This is a genomic window from Sinorhizobium alkalisoli (assembly GCF_008932245.1).
Lineage (GTDB): Bacteria > Pseudomonadota > Alphaproteobacteria > Rhizobiales > Rhizobiaceae > Sinorhizobium > Sinorhizobium alkalisoli.
The window spans coordinates 358,524-375,119 of the sequence record NZ_CP034909.1; the positions used below are offsets into that span (position 1 = coordinate 358,524).

The window sequence follows — 16,596 nt, forward strand, 5'->3', positions numbered from 1 at the left end:
CGAAATGGCGGCCACCGCACGATACCACCGGAATGTCCGATGCAGAGGTTGCGAAATGGTGCCTCGACCATGGAACCGGCAGGCTCTCGCGGAAAGAACGCGAGTTCCTTTTTTTCGTGTCGACACGGTCTGAACCATTATCGGCCAATCAACGCCAACAGCTTGCCGGCCTGCATGAACGGCTGAGTATACGGACGTAGCGAGGGGCACGATGAAAGGTTTCGCCAGTTGGAAACTCGATCTTCTCGACCGTATGTCGGCTGACAGCCGCCTTTCGGCGACTGATTTCCGGGTAGCTTATCGCCTGCTTTCCTACATGGACGCGAAAACCGGCGCTTGCTTTCCGAAGCAAGAAACGATCGCCTCGGATCTAGATGTAACGGACCGCACGGTGCGGAACGCGCTCGCCAAACTCCGCGCGTGCGGTTGGCTCCAAATCGAAGAACGGCCGCTGGCTAAGGGCCGCGGCAAATCGAATCTCTATCATTTTGAAGATGCGACCACCGGAAGCACTTTTCCGGTGGTTGATATGACTATCGGAAACAGGGTTCCGGTAAACGACGCGACCACCGGAAATTCGGCGCGGGACTTCCGGAAGTCTGCTTCCGGTGCCTCTAATATAGAACCCGTTGAAAAGAACACGTTGAATCGAGAGAGTGCGAAATGCGTTCCGCGCGCTCGAACACTTCCTGATGATTTCAGACCCGATCTGAGTGTTGCTCTCGCGGCTGGTATGAGCCAGTCCCAGGCCGAGCGGCAGGCTGCGATCTTCCTCGACTACTACCGTGCCAACGGAAAGCCAATGCGCGACTGGAACGCCACCTGGCGCAACTGGATTCGCCGCGCACCCGATTTCGATCGCCGTTCGCAGGGGCAGGATCGCCAGCATATCGCCCACCAAGCTTACGAAGAGGCCCGCCAAGCCTTCGACAGAGAACATGAAGGAGGAGTTTTCGATGATGGCGTCGAACGTGCCGACGATCCAGCCGGATATCTACCGCCCGGCGTCAGACACTGAAAAACTGACCGTGCTGACCCGCCTGCTCGCCGCCTACCCATGCCGAGCGCCAAGCGACTTTAAGCTCATTAAACCCGCTTACCTGATGGCGCTCGAAGGGGTCAGCCGGTGGGCGCTTTTCACGGCGGAAAAACAGATCAATCAGGGCTCCCTCGGCCATGGCTTTATGCCGTCTCCGTCGGAGTTGCGGCGCGAAATCGACCGCGTGATGCAGCCGTTCCGAGAGCGCGAGCGGCGGGCCGCCGAGGAACGGCGACGCTACGGATGGCCGGAAGAACCAGCAGTGATCCATGATGAAGCGTCCCGAGAGCGCATCCTTAAGGGTTTTCGGCAGTTGCGTGCGAACCATCCGGTCTCACAGAAAACGCCACCGCCACCGCCGGCGCCGAAAATTCCCGACTATTCGCGGGAGCGGATCGAAATTAGTGCCGCGCTGCGCAGAACGCTGAGGGCAAAGAAGGATTGAAGGGAGACGCTGATGAAGGCCTTCGACTATTCCATTATGCCCGTCAAAGCCGCAGACGCAGCCCGCGCCGCGGCCAGCGAGACGCTCACGCTCGCCGACGTTAAGGCGATGAAAGCTGCATGGGAAAAGACGGAGAAGTGCAAGCGGACGCCAATCGAAAATTCGCAGAAGGAGGAGCAGGTCAAGCACCTGCTCGACGCTTGGAATGCCGCTGACGATAAAGCCCGCTGGGTATTCTTGCTGCGCACGACCTTACACCGCGAGCTTCAGTGGAGGAGGGGAACAGTGGGTCTCACCTCCCGAGAGCGCCAGCGCCGCTACCGTGAACGGCGCAAGGTCGGCCGCCGTGTGATCCGGGTAGAGATCGACGAGGTCGCACTTTGCGTCGTGCTGGAGGGGCTGAATTTTCTCGATCCGCAGGACGGGGATGACGGCGAAGCAATCGGGCGGGGGCTCACTGAAATGATCCAGGTCCTCTGCCGGGGGCTGGAAGGTGACGCGTAACGGCGCGCTCCCCGGGGATCTGGTAGGATTGGCCAATGAGCGAACCGATATCAAACGAAATTGCTTTGCACGAAGCCGCCCACTGCGTGGCGGCCCTCCGGCACGAGATCGGCGTCCGCCACGTGTCAGTTGACGGCGAGGTTGCCCTAAATCCGCCCGGCGACCTTCTGGAACAGGGGCGCCATCACGGAGCCGTCGCCCTGGGATACGCAGTCGTTGCGCTAGCCGGCCAAGCTGCGGCGCCTACCACGGAAATGTCGAAATCGGATCAACAGCTTTTGGAACATTCGGTTTTTTTGGGGTCGTGGGGCGACGATCCCGATACCATGCGCCGCGCGCTTTCTGCGCTGGCAGCTCTCTTCGTTCAGCACCATCGCAAGGAGATCGAAAAGCTGGCGCTTGTCCTACATGAACGCGGCAGCATGTCGGGCACCGAGGTCGAGGAGTATCTGGGGAGCGTGAGGAAATGACGGACAAGGACAACGAGGAACTCGCCAAGATCACGGCGCGTGCCACCGAGATCCAGGCCCGCCTCAATACCGCCTACTCGGCGGAAGAACTTCGTCGGCCGCTAAGCACGCGTGTTGTGCACTCGCTGATCGCAAGTTCAATCGCCAGCGTCGCTGTGAAGTTGGCGTCACTTTCTTCCCGTATCGCCTTACTTGAGGAAGGCGGGATCAGATACGCGGGCATTTACCAACGCGCGGTCGCGTACTCAAAAGGCGACGCCGTCACACACGCCGGCAGCCTATGGATCGCATTAAAGACTGTTCCTGTAGGCGCCGCGCCCAGCAGCGATCCTGTCTATTGGCAATTGGCGGCTAAGGGCGGCAAACCGGTGAAGTGCACTCCGCAGGGGTCGAGGTCGGTATGACTGTCATCGATTTACCTCCTCGAAAGGCCGATGCAATCGAAAGAGCTTGGGAGCTCGCTGCCGAGTACCTGCAAAGGCCCCTCACAGATGAGGAAGCTGCGATCATCGTTGCGGCCGTCTTTCGGTATTTCGACGAGCCCGATGCACCTACGACACAGCTCCAGTGACGCTGAGGGCGTTATGATCTTCGGATCGGCCGCTGGCGGGACTTTAGCGCGCAAACATGAGCCACGTTGAGCGGAGTCCACGAATGAGAAGAGGCGATGTCCAGCGCCTCGTTAGTGCAGAGGCGGGATACCGCTTCCGACCCCAAGGCGACATTTGCTGAGTGACCCGGAATGCGAAACCCTTCACCGTTGCGGACCTTCCGACGCCGATTTTCTTTCCCAAAACGGCGAGCGTTAAACCACAGCACACTAAGCGCTTTGTTCAACGTCAGCGATTTTCGCCGCTATCACCTTATCCTGGGTTGCGTCTCCACCGTCGGCGGGTTGAACGTCCACACCAAATCGGGCCACGCGTCGTGCGTTAATCGGCGACTCCGAGCCGATCTGCTCGAGCGCTTCCCTAGCGCGCCGTGGGACCTCTCGCATCTCCTCAGACGCATTCACTATCCGCTCAAACTGGAACACGTTGGCGAGCATTTGCCGTAATTCCTGGCCCGAGTGCGACTTAAATGCCTTCCGATATTCCTCAACGGGCGCAGCCGCTAGGACCCTCAACTGACCTTCACCCCAACCGCCCTTGATAGCCATCATTATTGCTGCAAGATCCGGCGCTTCTTCTATCTCAACAGCTCGCGCCTCGAATGCCGCGCGGACATCCCCATCATCGACGTTATCGCCAAACAGATTCTCCTGAAGATCGAAAAAACTCCGCTCCTCGTTCCGATTAGCCATATAGTGATCGAGCAACTCTTTCGCCTGTTCAGGCCGTCCTAGTTCCTTGAATAGCTTAACCGTCCCGTTGAGGTTGGTGGGGGAGATGTATTTAACGTTCTTCAGGAAAGACTGATAGATTCCATCCAGGACCTCGTCCTGATTGTTATCGAACGTATCATGGTAACTCCGCCATGCGTCCTCGAAGGACCCATCCGCCTTCGTGGCCACCACGCGTTCATGAACAACCTGCGCCGCCTTCTTCACCCGCATGGGATCGAAATGGCCATTGCAAACGCCATCGATAAGTACCAGATCAAGGTCGTCCGTCCACGTATATCCATAGGCTTCGAGCAGACTGTTCCATGCTGCTTCTTTGGTCGGAAGGTCATCTTCCGACGGCCATCCGAACGTGTTCATTGTCTTATTCTTAAGGAAGGCCAACGACGGCGCGTGCTCGGGTTGATCATGGGACCATGAAAATAGTGCAATCGAACTGATTGCAATCTTCAGAACCTCGGGATCAAGCTCCTTAAGCATAGGCTGAATCGCTGTTGCGAAACGGAGAATTCGCTTTATGACACGAATATTGGTTATGCCAAGCGCCACGCACCGGTCCCGAATCTCCTGACCGACGGGATCAGGAATGTCGATCGCGATGCCGGAGGAAACCTCGGGAGACGGCTCGTAGACAAGGGAAACGTCGACCACTTTCTCGAGGTTCTTTTCGAAGTCGCGCTTACCGTCCCCATCCAGTTGCTCGTCGTTCAGGATCAAGACGATCTTGCAGTTCCGTTGTTCCCGCAAATAGGAAATCAGGCCGAGTACATCACTGACATCGAGGTTCTGTCCGCGGCGTTCGAGATCATCTATGCAGACGATCTGATCCCGTATCGTCATGAATGAGACGAGTGATGTGGCATCAGTGCCCACTACATCTCTGATCACCGGCAATGATGACGCGATCCTCATCAGCTTTCGCCAGGAACCGAGTTTAGAAACGTATGCGTCGAGCGTTGCTAGGTCGGCCCTCCTGACCCCTTCGCTCAAGGTGATTACGTTCTCGAAGATCGCAAACCTCAGTTCATCGAGGGAATTCACACCAAAAAGCGAAACATACGAGTATCGCGCCAGACCAATCTTGTTGGCCTTTTGCGCCACTTCCAGTCGCTTCGTCCACGTATATGTCTTGCCGACACCCCATCTGCCTCGGATGCACAACACTTCTGGTTCAGCACGAAGTAGGAATTGCGAGATCTCCTCTTGCACAAGCTGTACTGACATAACGGTCCTCAGATCAAATCTCGTCTTTCTTTCATTCAATCACGTTAAGTAGCACCAATCTACACTTACGGATTGCCAGTTAGACACCCGTGCCCGAATGTCGGCTTGGGAGCAGCCGGGAACGACAGCAAATGACGCGCTCCAGTCGTTCCGTCGCGCGAGACGAACGTTAATCTTTCACCCGACGCGATAGTTCAGCCTCGCCGCGGGGGGTGTAACTTAACGTCGCGCAGTGCCGACTGACGGAAGACGTGGCTATCATTGTGGCTGCTTTAGAATGTAGAGGCCGTCCCAGTCTTTGGTGATCGTCTTTTGTAGCGTTTCGAGCCGCTCAGCGCTTGCATTATTGGTTTGCATGGCACGGTCGAATTTTTCCCTCAGGTCCAAAAACTTGTCGGGGTCTACGGCCGGCTTCAAAAGATCAGCACCCGGCTTAGACGCGTCGCTTTTCAGGACCTCTTGAATGGCGGTGATCTGTGACGACGTTTCCTCGAGCGCCGAGCTCAAGGTTTTCATACTCTCATTAAGGGAAACCTGCTCCTGGGCCAACTGTTTGACTTGGTCCGTAAGTTCAAGGGCAACCTCCTTGGTTGTGAGCTTAAAGCCGTCCTTCGTCCATTCGAAATTTGCGACAAAGGGCAAACAGAAGAGCACGGCGGCCAAGCCCATTATCACTGAATGGCCGGTAGATACCTCCACTCCCTTGAAGATCATCGTCAGTACGCCACCACCTAACAAAAGGCCGGCGATCACCACAATTGCTTCCAACACCATTGTTGCCCCTTCGAAAAACGACGCGTTCAACACATTAATCACTAAGACGATTTAACATGTCGCGTATTGAACGCGTAGGGAGCGCAAGATGGCCACTGTCCGACAGGCGCTTGGAACATTTGGAGAGGACCGGGTTGTCCGAGATTGCGATTGTCCCAGATGCAAGAGGGAGAAGACCCTCGTTCGCCTTCCCCCCAACTTCAAATGCGCGGACGTCATCTGTGATTTTTGCGGCTATTTGGCCCAGGTTAAGGCTTGTAGTGCGAAACGGTTGGACCGCCTGCCGAAAACAATCTTAGGCGCGGCATGGGGTCCCCAGCTGGAGCGTATGCAGGCGGCCATCTATTTTCCTCTTTATGTCGTTGTGGTCGGCCCGACCGCAGATTACTCAATCTTCTATCTTGCTGCGGATTTGCAGGAACCGGAGATGTTTAAGCCTCGTAAGCCTCTCTCGGAAACAGCTCGCCGCGCAGGTTGGCAGGGCTTTATCTACGACATGGAGAGTGTTGAAGATCGTGCCGTCCGGCTGCGATAGATCTTCGGTTTCACGACTCGCGGGAGGACCTACGCGCTGGTCTGCTTCCGACCGTTGCGGGCGGTGGCGACAAGCACGATGAAAGGCTGGAAAGGTACGCTCTTTATCGACAACAGCGTTTATGCCCCAAAAGGATCTGCCCCGTGATATCCATTATGGATGGCGCGATTCGCAACAGACTTGAGCCCCGCCGCGCTGCCGGCCACGTTTCGGCAGATGGCAGAGATTGTTGGCTGGTCAACTTGGCAACGACGTATTGAGTTGCTCAGGGCGGAGCTGGCCGGGAATCCTCTCTGGGAGCAATTCTTGCGGGAAAGGCATGGGCTCGAACTGGCCTTCGGCGATGTCCGTCAACATTTGCGCGCAACCGGGCGATACCGCTGGCCCCCGAAAACTGCCGAAGAGTACCGGCTTTACTCCTTCCTGGCAGGAGCTGTCGGCATATACGCGTACCTGAGCGCGCATGCGCAACGGAGGTTTGCGGGTGCCCTTCGCACTGCACTCGATAAGGAGTTCGGACTTGGCCCGTTGGCTTTCGAGGTCAAGGTTGCCGTACACCTGGTATCGCGCGGCTTTGATGTTGAGTTCCATGACCTGGAGAGCGGCGGCGGATTCGACTTTCTGGCCGCCTCGGGCACGACCCGGATTGAGGTCGAATGCAAGCACCTGTCCGCTGATGTTGGACGACAGATTCATCGACGCAAGCTTTACGCTCTGAGCGGGGTTCTGCAAGCGCCGATGGAAAGGGCTTTGCGTGAAGTAAGCCAGGGCCAGCTCGTGCGCGTGACGCTGCCCGGCAGACTCTCAGGGAACAAGGACGAACAACAGGCGCTGGCGGACAGGATCGGCGCGATTGTGCGCGGAAAGGCGGATATCATTGATGATCAGGTTTGTATTGCTACGGTGCAGCCGTTTGCGCTGGAAACCTCTCCGTTCACGCTAAAGCGTGGTCACAGTCTGGTCATGGAGGATGTACAGCATTACCTGCGGGAGGCATTTGGAATCGACGGTGCGAACGTGGTTTCGCATTGGCATCCAGGTCGTGCGGCAATCATCGTCTCAATTGAGAGCAGAGAGCGGGATCGGGTCCTTCATCAGATCTTCAGGCACCTGAAGGCTGACGCGAAGAAACAATTTTCCGGCGAGTTGCCTGCATTTTTGTGCGTGCATCTCGCGGACGTCACGGAAGCGCAGTTGCTGGAGCTTGCAGATGCGGAGCGAACGGGCACTGTGACTGGTCTTCAGCGGGTGGTGAGTGCTCTTCTGCAGCGTCGTCCCCACCTTTATGGCGTCGCCATCATGACGGACGGACATGTGCGGCAGTCGCGGCAGCGTGGACGAGGTGGCGTCACGACATCGGTGCGGGAGGTGGGACCATCTTACGTATTTCACAATCCCAATCATGCATTGGCTAGCGATCAGGTACTTGGCCAAGTTTTCCTTTAGACGGCTTTAAGATGACCGCTGTTGGCTTACGATAGATGGTGAATTCCAGCTAAAACTATAAGTTCAGAATGGAGGCGGCTTATTTCCTGCTAAGGGGGGCGGGTAAAAGTTGCCAAGGTCATCGCCAGCGGACCGGCGCCGTCGTCATGCGGAGAATTTTTTTGGCGCCGCAGAATAGCGGTGAGGTGGGCACGAAGGTTCAGATATGTGGAAGGCGCTCAAAGTCGTAGTTAATTGGGTGTGGGTGATCTCCCTTCTGGTCGCGGGAACCACTTTCGGTGTGATGGACGGCTGGGCGCATCATGGCTGGGTAGGTGCAGTCATGCTGGGCTTCGTTGGATTCGCCGCAGGAGCAGCTCTTGCAAGCTCGCCTGCGCTAATTCTGCAAATCCTCTCCGCCCTGTGATTCTGGCCGAAACGCGATTATTTTTCTACTGTCATGGAAAACGCGGCACGACCAAGAGGAAGGCCGGCGCATGAGCCGGATGCAACCAGGCGCCGCTTCGTCGAGGCGATGGCCGGTGCGGGCGTACCTCAAGCGCAGATCGCAGCCGTGATTGAGGTCACCGTGCCGACCTTGCGGCGACATTATCGGTGCGAATTGAACAGGGGCGCGGCCAAGGTCGAGGCCAAGCTAGTAGCCAATCTGCTGACCATCGCCAACGGAACGGACGGCACGGCGCTCAAAGCGATCATCTTCACTTTGCAGTCCCGGTTTGGCTGGTCCCGCTATGCGCCGAGACGCAGCTAAAAGCATGCCATCTCAGTTGGTCGCAGCTCACCATCGCGACGGCGCCGGGCGGATTTCGCCCTCGATTCACGGGACGAACCCGAGAGACTTCTCCGCACGACGCAACGTTTTGACGATCACCCTTCGCGAGCTGTTTCCGCTGTGGGACCATCAGGGACAAGGCGCCGCTATTTGCAGCCCTTGCTCTTGATGGTGGACTCGATTGCGTTGACCTTGCCCTTCGATACGGCAACTTGTCCTTCCTTATCGCCGCCGAATGTGCTGGATGCGGGTACTCCTATCAAGAACACACCGATTGCGTCTCCCGTCGCGGCTTGGTTCTGCTGCTTTGAAACGGCGGCGAGGTTCGCCTGCTCCTTGAGCAGTTCTTGGGCCAGTCCCGCGCAACTCTGATTGCTGTATGCAGCCATCGGAATATCGACCGGCACTATGGCATCGGGCCGCTTGGCGCACGAAGAAATTGCCAGCGTAGCCGCCAGAGCGATCAAACGAAATTTCATATTGCCCCTCTAAGAAGAATCTCAAACCCGCATGCAACTAAGCATGGCCAGACAGAGCAGGAAAGGGCTGAAGTAGTGAAATTCCACAGTTGAGTTTTATCTTCCGGTTGGCGTCAACCGGGCACGGCCAGAGGTCGGATGAGCCACCTTCCCGGCACCCGGATGTTCACGGTAGTGGACGCAAAGGAGCGTGTCCTGACGCGGCTTGCCGACGGCGCTCTGTCTCATCGCTCATCGGACTGCTTCCCTCGACGACGACCGAATTGCTCTTCGAACGCCCGCTCCCAATTGGAGTGACAGGACGTTCCCGCATGTTTCAGAGGCTCAAGGTGATATCGTTTCAGCAGTGCCGCGGCGATTATTTTCGCCATTGTATTGCGCGCTTGTTCGGCTTTCAAGCGATCCCGGTCACAGGCCGCGCGCCGCAACTCGATTGGTATCTCATAAAGCGTCCGCGCCAGGAAAGGGCTGATCGCTGGGTAGCGTAGCACCGTTTCGACGTCAAATATCGCGAATGCCTTAAAGGATTCGGCAATCGTCATGGCGACTTCTTGGACGCCGCGCACCTCGACCGGACGGCGATAATGATCCAGCCCCGCATAGCCGCGTCTTTGGTGAGGCGGCAAAACTGCCAAATCCACTGCAATCGCTGCTTCGATTTCATCTTCAAGTGTTCGCATGGCGCACCTTTCCTGACCGCGCAAAGGCGGTTGCCTCGGTCCCCTGTTGTTGTCGGATTGGCGCGCCGCAGCGCCGATGAGTGTTCTCATTATGTTCTCCCGGTGGAGCAAGTCAATATGTCCCGGCGCATCGGTGATGAGCGGCGCGGAGACGCCAAAACGCGGCCTACCTGCAGACTAAGGTCGACAAAATCGATGCGTTGACCACAATCGGCCATTGAAACGCTTTTCCATCAGCACACGCAAAAAGAATGACCGTTGTCGTCTGTTCTCGAAGCCGTCGCCTATAACGTTTGGTTTCTCGGTGGCGCCGCAATCGTGCTTGGCCTCGCCTACTGGCTTCGCCGCAATGGCTACACCCTCCAAGCCTTTCTCAGCCTAGTGGTCGCTTTGCTGTTGCTTCTGAATTGGTCCGGTTTCCGTAGGCCGCCTGAAAGTCGCCGAAGGCGGCAATGCTAAGGACTGACGCTGCATAGGCGGGGTGAGCTAACCCAACTGGGTGAATTTCGCTATGCGCTCGCGCGGCTACAATCAGCGCGCGCAAGATGGCGGAGGGTTGGCATGCTTCACGGTTATCGCAACACAAAAAAGAGGTCGTTGCTTTTCACGGCGCCGGGCTTGGTCATCGGGGCACTTGCAGTAGGTGCTGCCGGCGCCTCGACCGTGAGCGACCTTCTAGGTTCCGGCAGCTCGGGGGCAACCTGCAACATTAAAGGCAACATCAGCATTGATACGGGAGAGCGTATCTTTCATGTGCCCGGGCAACGATACTATTCGAGCACGAAGATCAGTCCTCAGTATGGGGAACGCTGGTTTTGCTCGGAATTTGAAGCGTGGGCCGCCGGCTGGCGGAAGTCGAAGGTATGAGGGTCAAGCGAGAGTATATTGCCAGGTATGACACAATCGGAAAACGCACGGATCTGGGCCAGCCGCGCCTTCATGGATTCAACACGCATAAAGGGATTTACCGCTGATCCATTGCCGACGGGGATGAGCCTCGGCCAGATGGCCGAAATGAATGAAGCTGGCGAACGGATGTCTGCTGAGCATTTCCCAGAGAAAATTTTCGCCAAGTATCCCGACAAGATGGAAAGGAAGCAGTCCGATCTCGTGCTTGCCGCAGGAGCGGTGGTGGTTTCGGCGGCCTGCGCGGATGTGCTGCGGCAATTCGATCTCGGCCATTCCTCGCTCTATCCGATCAAGCTTTTCCAGCATGACCGCAAGACGCCCGTGGAGGGCGAATATTTTTGTCTGAATATCGGCGAGCGCAAGGCTGCTTTCCTGCCCGAATACTCGCGGGGAGTCACTACGCTCGGCTCCGGAAAACTGCTTATGCCCCCAAATCTTCATGACGACGATGTGGCTATCAGCCCGGACGCACTCGAGGGGCCCGATCTGTGGGTAAGCCCGCCCTTAATCCGCATTTTTTTTTTCTGAGCGAGCGTCTTACGCAGGCCCTGCGGGCCGGAAAAATGGGCAGGGTATTTGGTTTTCGCTCCTGCCGCGTCGTAAAACCTCACTGATTTCCCCTGGGCGGGATCAACTTAGCCGACCTACGAGTTTCTGTTTCATGAACCGGCGCAAAGCAGAAACAAAGGCCGACCCGATGCCCGAGCGGGTCGAGCCGTGCCTCGCGCTTCTGGCATCCGAACCACCAAAAGGGCCGGAGTGGGTCCACGAGATCAAATGGGACGGTTACCGCGTCGCGGTCCATATCGAACCTGCTAGCGTCCGCATTCTCACGCGCAGGGGCTACGACTGGACACATCGTTTCCCTGCTGTCGAGAGAGCGGCCGAAGCGCTTCAGCCAATTACGATGATTCTAGATGGTGAGGTGGTTGTCCTGGACGACCGGGGCCGGCCGGATTTCGGGATGCTGCAACAGGCGCTCGGTGGCGTCGGCGGTATGAAGACAGCGGCCGCCGCGATCCTCTATGCATTTGACCTGCTGTACTACGACCGTCGCGACATTCGCGCTCTGCCGCAGAGAGAGCGCCGACAGATGCTCGAAGGCGTCTTCTCCAGCCAGAGGGGCGCGATCCTGCTCTCGGAGGAGGTGCAGGCCGATGGCGCGGAGCTGCTTCGTGTCGCGTGCGAGCACGGCCTTGAAGGCATTGTCAGCAAGAACCGGGAGAAGCCCTATCGGTCGGGGAGCCGCTCCGGCGATTGGCTGAAGATCACCTGCTCTCGGCGCGATAGTTTCCTAATCGTGGGTTTCGAACCATCGGAAGCCTTACCAAGTGCCATCGCAAGATTGCTGCTGGCCGCGCGAAGAGGAGGCGAGCTAGTCTATGTCGGCGGCGTCGGAACCGGCTTCAGCGACAAGGAAGCTTTCGCCCTGAGGAAGGTCCTCAACGAGATTGCTACCGACAAGCCAGCGGTGAGTTTGAAGCGCAAGGGCGTGATCTTCACCGAGCCCGTGCTCGTCGCTGAGATCCAGTATCGCGCTTGGACGCACGAGGGAAAGCTCCGGCACCCTTCCTTCAAGGGGCTACGCTCAAAAGCCGACGAAACAGATGTGTATGAAGTTGACGCCATCGGTGATTCAGAATGAGGGCAAGCATTACGTCTGCCCTCATCGTTTTGCCTTCCAACGCGCATCAGCGCATCACGAGTTCCCGCAAGAGCCAAGCGGGCAATGATGTGACGAGCCGCGGATGAAACGCAGTGCTCGCGACCACGCCGACAACGGTTCCACGAACCGTATCGAGGATTATCGGGCTTCCGCTCATCCCGGCCTCGCATCGCTCGCTGGTCCAAACGTATCGGGCGTTAACGTCCAAGCTGTGGCAAACCCATTTGCCTTCAAGCGTCAGCCACGCGCCTTTGCGATTGCCGGGGGGCAATGCCGCGTTCTGTTCGGCAGCAATAGGCAAGCCTTCCCGTTCCTCAACAAACGCGCGATAGGCTTCCGATTCATCCTCAAGTTCATGACCGTCTGGTTCGCCGAGCACTGCGACATCGGCTACAGGATCGACGAACAGGCATTCCACGGTAATCGTTGGTTCGTCCCCGAGCATGCCCACCAGGCGGGGGTAGGTCCTCTCCTCGGTCATCATTATGCCGCCGATTGCAGGCGGCATATGCGGTAGGCAATGCGCACAAGTGATGATGACAGGCTTATCGACTGTTTGTGCTACGAATCCCCGGCCGTCCCCGACCCGGATCACGGAGCTCTTGGCGTATTCAAGCGGATTGATGGCACCTGGCACTTGAGTGAGGCGCTGAGTGTCGCATTTCGGTTCAACCAGTTCTGCATGGGTGGTGTCTTCGGACACAGCGATGCCCTCCCATGTTTAGAGGTTGGATGGGAGGCGATACGACGGGCCTATCTGCTATGTGCCCTTTCCGCGCCAATCGAAACGGCGGCCGTTCCGACGCCCCACCATCTGGGACCAGATCGATGATGGAACTCGGTCTGCAACTGCGACCTATGCGATACGGTGCCACGGCAATCAAAGCTTTCAAACCCTTCAAAAAGAGGGGGAATGGCGAAAAGTGATCGAAAGAGATTGAACAGGCGGGTCCAGGATTGACAGCTCACCTCTGCTGCGACGCCAGCCGCCACATCGTCGCGAGATCATCCAGCCCCATTCTCAGCATGTCGGCCGCCACCAGCCTTGCCCGCTTTTCCTTGCCCGCGACTTCATGTCGGGACTTGCCCTCCCCACAGACACATTGATGAGCCGATACCGGGCTGGCGCCGAGGAGCGCCGGCACTTCGGCAGCCCGTTATCAAGCCCGCCACGGGTGTAGAACACGACCGCCGCGCTCTCCTTGATGTTGACGACGGCGTTGATCTCTTTGGGGTTCGTGGCGTCACCATCATAGGCCGGGCTGTAGTATGGGTTCGCGACTGTTACCGCCCGCAGGGTGCGATGCGGATCAGGAGCGGGCTTTCTTCTCGACGGCGCGGGCATGGCGGGAAGGATGCCGGATTCGCGGCAGAACGTCACTACATGTCGCACCTGTGTTTCTGGCGGGCCTTTTTCTGGTGCATTTCCATGCCCTTACGGCGGACTTCATGTGCCATTCATGTGCCATGGAGCTGCCGTCGCCACGTGCCAACCGTTGTAATCATTGGAAAATTAGACGCAGGATGTGCGAACTAGAATCGGCTACCTAGGGAGGCAAGGTAGCCGGTAAATACTTGTTTTTGTTAGAAAAGTCGATGGCTGGGGAACCTGGATTCGAACCAGGACTAACGGAGTCAGAGTCCGCTGGTCTACCGTTAACCTATTCCCCAAGGCCCGTCGGCGGAGTCTGGCCGCCGCGTCGGTGTGGCGGGCTTATAAACAAAAGAACGGCGGATGCAAATACCTTTTGGCAAAAAAAGTGCGGCCGGCTTGTGATCTCGGCGGTCCTCGTTGCGAGCGTCTGCGCGCCGCGATGCGCCGGTTGGGCGCTGTGCCCGAGGTGCCTTCTGCCGGTGGAACTGGAGCCGCAAAAACAATTTGGCGAAAGAGGGCGGCGCTGGTACAGTCGCCGCAACGCAAAATCGAGAGAGCGCCTTGAGCGGCCGCAAGGCTTCGCCCGGCGCCATGGTTGAGACACGTGAAGGACCCCGATCACGGCGAAAAGCCGTCTGAATCCGGGGCGTCGGCAGCAGGTCGTGGCGGGGCGCAGAAGCACGCGTCGCGCGGCGGCAAGGGCAAGCGGAAGAGGCGCAAGCCGTCCGGTTCGCCGTCTGCAATTGCCAGCGGATCCGGACTGACCGGAGAGGCAGGGCGCCCCGCAGCACTGGATGAAGCGGAGCCGGCGCGCAAGCGCAAGCGGCGCCGTCGCTCCAAGGCAGCAAGGCCCCAGGGCCAGGCTGCAGCCGCCTCCGGCGGCCTTGCCGCGCATTCGGACGCGGCGTCCACGGACAGGAATGGCCAGAATCGCGGTAAGAAGGCGCGCCATCGGCGCGGGCTTCAGGGCCGGCCTTTGGCATCGCGCGGCAAGCCGCTCGCTGCCGAGCGTGCCGGCGATCAGCCGCGGCCGCGCCCGGTCGAAGCCGCCGCGCCGCAGGCTCCACAGCCGGCCCGATCTGAAAATCTGCGCACCCCTTACGTCGCCCCCGGCGACCTGCCGGCGCCGCTCTATGCCGCGCTTGACCTCGGTACCAACAATTGCCGCCTGCTCGTCGCGCAGCCGACCCGACCGGGCCAGTTCCGCGTCGTCGATGCCTTTTCGCGGATTGTCCGGCTTGGAGAGGGACTCGGTGCGAGCGGGCGGCTGTCGGACGGCGCGATGGAGCGCTCCATCGAGGCGCTGAAGATCTGCGCGGCGAAGCTCAACCTCCGTTCGATCCGCCGACGCCGGCTGATCGCCACCGAAGCGGCTCGTTCCGCCGCCAACGGCGAAACCTTCCTGAAGCGTGTGGCCGAGGAGACCGGGCTCGACCTGGAGATTATCAATCGCGAGACCGAGGCGCGGCTTGCGGTTTCCGGCTGCTCGTCGCTCGTCGACCGCGAGACCAAGTCGGTGGTGCTCTTCGATATCGGCGGCGGCTCCTCCGAAATTGCCGTGATCCGCATCGGCGAGAACCGCTCGAGCCGTCTTGCCAACCACATCACCCACTGGACGTCGCTGCCGGTCGGCGTCGTCACGCTCTCGGAGCGCCATGGCGGCGAGCATGTGACGCCGCAGAGCTTCGAGACGATGGTGCGCGAGGTCGAGGCCATGCTCGCCAGCTTCGACAGCCCGTCTGTCGATATGCTGGCAAGCGGCACCTCAGACAGCGGCTTCCACCTGATCGGTACGTCCGGAACCGTGACGACGCTTGCCGGGGTCCATCTCGACCTGCCGCGTTACGACCGTCGCCGGGTCGATGGGCTCTGGCTCTCCGATGCGCAAGTCTCGGCCATGCAGGCGCGACTGCTCTCCTGGGATTTCGCCGCCCGCGCCGCCAATCCCTGCATCGGGCCGGATCGCGCCGATCTGGTGCTTGCCGGCTGCGCCATTCTCGAGGCGATCCGGCGACGCTGGCCGTCGACGCGCATGCGGGTCGCCGATCGCGGCCTGCGCGAGGGGCTGCTGACCGACATGATGGCAGATGACGGAGCCTGGCGGCGGTCGCGGCCGCGCCGCTACCAGCGGGGCCACAATGCCCCGCCGGCTGGCGAGGAACGCAATAGGACCTACGACAAGGTCCACGAAGGTACGAAGGCATGACGAAATCCCCGATCGGGAGCAAGGGCAGCGGCCGCAAACTCGGTCAGAAGGTGAAGAAGGGCAAGCTCAAGGCCTCCTCGCGCCGCTGGCTGGAGCGCCACATCAACGACCCCTACGTGCAGCGCGCGCAGCTCGAGGGCTACCGCGCACGGGCCGCTTTCAAGCTTCTGGAGATTGACGAGAAGCACAAGATCCTCGCCGGCGCCCGGCGCATCATCGACCTCGGCGCAGCCCCTGGCAGCTGGTCGCAGATCGCCGCCAAGGTTACGCATTCGACCGACACCGATCCGCGCGTCGCGGCAATCGACTTTCTCGAGATGGATCCGATCCCCGGCGTCCGTTTCCTGCAGCTGGATTTCCTTGATCCGGAGGCGCCGGAAAAGCTGAAGGAGGCGATCGGCGGAGCGCCCGGTCTCGTGCTGTCTGATATGGCGGCGCCGACCACCGGCCATCGCCAGACCGACCATCTGCGCACCATGCATCTTTGCGAGGTGGCGGCGCAGTTCGCCGTCGAAGTGCTCGCCGAAGGCGGGCATTTCCTGGCAAAGACCTTCCAGGGCGGCGCCGAGCGCGATCTCCTCAATATGCTCAAGCAGAATTTCCGCCAGGTGGTGCATGTGAAGCCGGCCTCGTCGCGCGCCGAATCGGTCGAGATGTTCCTGCTCGCCAAGGGCTTCAAGGGCCGGCGCGCAGAGGAGGAAGCGGCCGAAGACGATGAAGCGGAGTAGGG

At 59.0% G+C, this 16,596-nt stretch carries 20 protein-coding genes and 1 tRNA gene; 14 read left to right on the forward strand and 7 right to left on the reverse strand.

Annotation, left to right across the window (positions count from 1 at the left end; genetic code table 11):
* Window positions 1–211 precede the first annotated feature (211 nt).
* The 5 genes from EKH55_RS01705 to EKH55_RS01725 are packed head-to-tail and all read left to right on the forward strand — an operon-like array spanning window position 212 to window position 2,862.
* The gene (locus EKH55_RS01705; RefSeq protein ID WP_151610864.1) at window positions 212–1,018 is read left to right on the forward strand and encodes a helix-turn-helix domain-containing protein; all 807 of its coding nucleotides are present in this window, start codon (window positions 212–214) and stop codon (window positions 1,016–1,018) included.
* Complete coding sequence (locus tag EKH55_RS01710; RefSeq protein WP_151610865.1) at window positions 957–1,484, forward strand: hypothetical protein; 528 nt, start codon at window positions 957–959, stop codon at window positions 1,482–1,484. The genes EKH55_RS01705 and EKH55_RS01710 overlap by 62 nt, the downstream gene beginning before the upstream one ends.
* 12 nt (window positions 1,485–1,496) lie before the next feature.
* On the forward strand, window positions 1,497–1,988 hold the full coding sequence (locus EKH55_RS01715) for a hypothetical protein (protein WP_151610866.1): 492 nt from the start codon (window positions 1,497–1,499) through the stop codon (window positions 1,986–1,988).
* A 35-nt stretch (window positions 1,989–2,023) separates the two neighbouring features.
* Window positions 2,024–2,458, forward strand: coding sequence for a hypothetical protein (locus tag EKH55_RS01720; protein ID WP_246231756.1), 435 nt, complete (start codon window positions 2,024–2,026; stop codon window positions 2,456–2,458).
* Window positions 2,455–2,862: a transposase gene (locus tag EKH55_RS01725; RefSeq protein ID WP_151610867.1), complete on the forward strand. Its 408-nt coding sequence runs from the start codon at window positions 2,455–2,457 to the stop codon at window positions 2,860–2,862. Before EKH55_RS01720 ends, EKH55_RS01725 begins: the two co-directional genes overlap by 4 nt.
* Window positions 2,863–3,278: 416 nt before the next feature.
* Here the strand turns inward: EKH55_RS01725 and EKH55_RS01730 are convergent, their stop codons facing one another.
* Both EKH55_RS01730 and EKH55_RS01735 read right to left on the reverse strand, forming a co-directional pair.
* A complete protein-coding gene (locus EKH55_RS01730; RefSeq protein WP_151610868.1) occupies window positions 3,279–5,024 on the reverse strand; it encodes a P-loop NTPase fold protein in 1,746 nt (581 codons plus the stop codon).
* A 258-nt stretch (window positions 5,025–5,282) separates the two neighbouring features.
* Window positions 5,283–5,798: a hypothetical protein gene (locus EKH55_RS01735; protein WP_151610869.1), complete on the reverse strand. Its 516-nt coding sequence runs from the start codon at window positions 5,796–5,798 to the stop codon at window positions 5,283–5,285.
* A gap of 88 nt (window positions 5,799–5,886) precedes the next feature.
* On the opposite strand from EKH55_RS01735, the gene EKH55_RS01740 reads away from it, so the two are divergent.
* The 4 genes from EKH55_RS01740 to EKH55_RS01755 all read left to right on the forward strand — a co-directional run bounded on the left by EKH55_RS01740 (window position 5,887) and on the right by EKH55_RS01755 (window position 8,530).
* The gene (locus EKH55_RS01740; protein WP_151610870.1) at window positions 5,887–6,333 is read left to right on the forward strand and encodes a DpnI domain-containing protein; all 447 of its coding nucleotides are present in this window, start codon (window positions 5,887–5,889) and stop codon (window positions 6,331–6,333) included.
* 216 nt (window positions 6,334–6,549) lie between these two features.
* Window positions 6,550–7,779, forward strand: coding sequence for a hypothetical protein (locus tag EKH55_RS01745; RefSeq protein WP_151610871.1), 1,230 nt, complete (start codon window positions 6,550–6,552; stop codon window positions 7,777–7,779).
* Window positions 7,780–7,984: 205 nt separating this feature from the next.
* Window positions 7,985–8,185, forward strand: a complete 201-nt coding sequence (locus EKH55_RS01750) for a hypothetical protein (RefSeq protein WP_151610872.1) — start codon at window positions 7,985–7,987, stop codon at window positions 8,183–8,185.
* 108 nt (window positions 8,186–8,293) lie between these two features.
* On the forward strand, window positions 8,294–8,530 hold the full coding sequence (locus EKH55_RS01755) for a hypothetical protein (RefSeq protein ID WP_345790216.1): 237 nt from the start codon (window positions 8,294–8,296) through the stop codon (window positions 8,528–8,530).
* Between the two features lie 167 nt (window positions 8,531–8,697).
* Here EKH55_RS01755 and EKH55_RS01760 read toward each other — a convergent pair whose 3' ends face one another.
* Together EKH55_RS01760 and EKH55_RS01765 are read right to left on the reverse strand one after the other, a co-directional pair.
* Window positions 8,698–9,030 carry a hypothetical protein gene (locus tag EKH55_RS01760; protein WP_151610874.1) on the reverse strand — a complete coding sequence of 111 codons (333 nt, stop codon included), beginning with the start codon at window positions 9,028–9,030 and terminating at the stop codon, window positions 8,698–8,700.
* Between the two features lie 224 nt (window positions 9,031–9,254).
* Window positions 9,255–9,710, reverse strand: coding sequence for a hypothetical protein (locus EKH55_RS01765; protein ID WP_151611927.1), 456 nt, complete (start codon window positions 9,708–9,710; stop codon window positions 9,255–9,257).
* Window positions 9,711–10,271: 561 nt separating this feature from the next.
* Here EKH55_RS01765 and EKH55_RS01770 point away from each other — a divergent pair.
* The 3 genes from EKH55_RS01770 (at window position 10,272) to ligD (ending at window position 12,264) form a co-directional block, all read left to right on the forward strand.
* Window positions 10,272–10,577, forward strand: coding sequence for a sunset domain-containing protein (locus tag EKH55_RS01770; RefSeq protein WP_151610875.1), 306 nt, complete (start codon window positions 10,272–10,274; stop codon window positions 10,575–10,577).
* A 27-nt stretch (window positions 10,578–10,604) separates the two neighbouring features.
* Window positions 10,605–11,147: a hypothetical protein gene (locus EKH55_RS01775; RefSeq protein WP_151610876.1), complete on the forward strand. Its 543-nt coding sequence runs from the start codon at window positions 10,605–10,607 to the stop codon at window positions 11,145–11,147.
* Window positions 11,148–11,280: 133 nt separating this feature from the next.
* Entirely contained in the window at window positions 11,281–12,264 is a 984-nt protein-coding gene (ligD, locus tag EKH55_RS01780; protein ID WP_246231759.1) for a non-homologous end-joining DNA ligase, read from the forward strand.
* A 46-nt stretch (window positions 12,265–12,310) separates the two neighbouring features.
* On the opposite strand, the gene EKH55_RS01785 is transcribed toward ligD, so the two are convergent.
* The 3 genes from EKH55_RS01785 to EKH55_RS01795 all read right to left on the reverse strand — a co-directional run bounded on the left by EKH55_RS01785 (window position 12,311) and on the right by EKH55_RS01795 (window position 13,956).
* Window positions 12,311–12,988, reverse strand: a complete 678-nt coding sequence (locus tag EKH55_RS01785) for a trypsin-like peptidase domain-containing protein (protein WP_151610877.1) — start codon at window positions 12,986–12,988, stop codon at window positions 12,311–12,313.
* A gap of 318 nt (window positions 12,989–13,306) precedes the next feature.
* Window positions 13,307–13,666 (reverse strand): hypothetical protein, encoded by a 360-nt coding sequence (locus EKH55_RS01790; protein ID WP_246231761.1) that lies wholly within the window; start codon window positions 13,664–13,666, stop codon window positions 13,307–13,309.
* Window positions 13,667–13,882: 216 nt separating this feature from the next.
* Window positions 13,883–13,956 (reverse strand) — tRNA-Gln (locus EKH55_RS01795).
* A gap of 308 nt (window positions 13,957–14,264) precedes the next feature.
* Here EKH55_RS01795 and EKH55_RS01800 point away from each other — a divergent pair.
* Both EKH55_RS01800 and EKH55_RS01805 read left to right on the forward strand, forming a co-directional pair.
* On the forward strand, window positions 14,265–15,866 hold the full coding sequence (locus tag EKH55_RS01800; RefSeq protein WP_069460280.1) for a Ppx/GppA phosphatase family protein: 1,602 nt from the start codon (window positions 14,265–14,267) through the stop codon (window positions 15,864–15,866).
* Window positions 15,863–16,594, forward strand: a complete 732-nt coding sequence (locus EKH55_RS01805; RefSeq protein WP_069460281.1) for an RlmE family RNA methyltransferase — start codon at window positions 15,863–15,865, stop codon at window positions 16,592–16,594. The genes EKH55_RS01800 and EKH55_RS01805 overlap by 4 nt, the downstream gene beginning before the upstream one ends.
* Window positions 16,595–16,596: the final 2 nt, after the last annotated feature.

Coding starts and splice junctions, on each gene's coding strand:
- EKH55_RS01705 (WP_151610864.1), top strand. CDS start 212: ATGAAAGGTTTCGCCAGTTGGAAACTCGATCTTCTCGACCGTATGTCG.
- EKH55_RS01710 (WP_151610865.1), top strand. CDS start 957: ATGATGGCGTCGAACGTGCCGACGATCCAGCCGGATATCTACCGCCCG.
- EKH55_RS01715 (WP_151610866.1), top strand. CDS start 1,497: ATGAAGGCCTTCGACTATTCCATTATGCCCGTCAAAGCCGCAGACGCA.
- EKH55_RS01720 (WP_246231756.1), top strand. CDS start 2,024: ATGAGCGAACCGATATCAAACGAAATTGCTTTGCACGAAGCCGCCCAC.
- EKH55_RS01725 (WP_151610867.1), top strand. CDS start 2,455: ATGACGGACAAGGACAACGAGGAACTCGCCAAGATCACGGCGCGTGCC.
- EKH55_RS01730 (WP_151610868.1), bottom strand. CDS start 5,024: ATGTCAGTACAGCTTGTGCAAGAGGAGATCTCGCAATTCCTACTTCGT.
- EKH55_RS01735 (WP_151610869.1), bottom strand. CDS start 5,798: ATGGTGTTGGAAGCAATTGTGGTGATCGCCGGCCTTTTGTTAGGTGGT.
- EKH55_RS01740 (WP_151610870.1), top strand. CDS start 5,887: ATGGCCACTGTCCGACAGGCGCTTGGAACATTTGGAGAGGACCGGGTT.
- EKH55_RS01745 (WP_151610871.1), top strand. CDS start 6,550: ATGGCAGAGATTGTTGGCTGGTCAACTTGGCAACGACGTATTGAGTTG.
- EKH55_RS01750 (WP_151610872.1), top strand. CDS start 7,985: ATGTGGAAGGCGCTCAAAGTCGTAGTTAATTGGGTGTGGGTGATCTCC.
- EKH55_RS01755 (WP_345790216.1), top strand. CDS start 8,294: ATGGCCGGTGCGGGCGTACCTCAAGCGCAGATCGCAGCCGTGATTGAG.
- EKH55_RS01760 (WP_151610874.1), bottom strand. CDS start 9,030: ATGAAATTTCGTTTGATCGCTCTGGCGGCTACGCTGGCAATTTCTTCG.
- EKH55_RS01765 (WP_151611927.1), bottom strand. CDS start 9,710: ATGCGAACACTTGAAGATGAAATCGAAGCAGCGATTGCAGTGGATTTG.
- EKH55_RS01770 (WP_151610875.1), top strand. CDS start 10,272: ATGCTTCACGGTTATCGCAACACAAAAAAGAGGTCGTTGCTTTTCACG.
- EKH55_RS01775 (WP_151610876.1), top strand. CDS start 10,605: ATGACACAATCGGAAAACGCACGGATCTGGGCCAGCCGCGCCTTCATG.
- ligD (WP_246231759.1), top strand. CDS start 11,281: ATGAACCGGCGCAAAGCAGAAACAAAGGCCGACCCGATGCCCGAGCGG.
- EKH55_RS01805 (WP_069460281.1), top strand. CDS start 15,863: ATGACGAAATCCCCGATCGGGAGCAAGGGCAGCGGCCGCAAACTCGGT.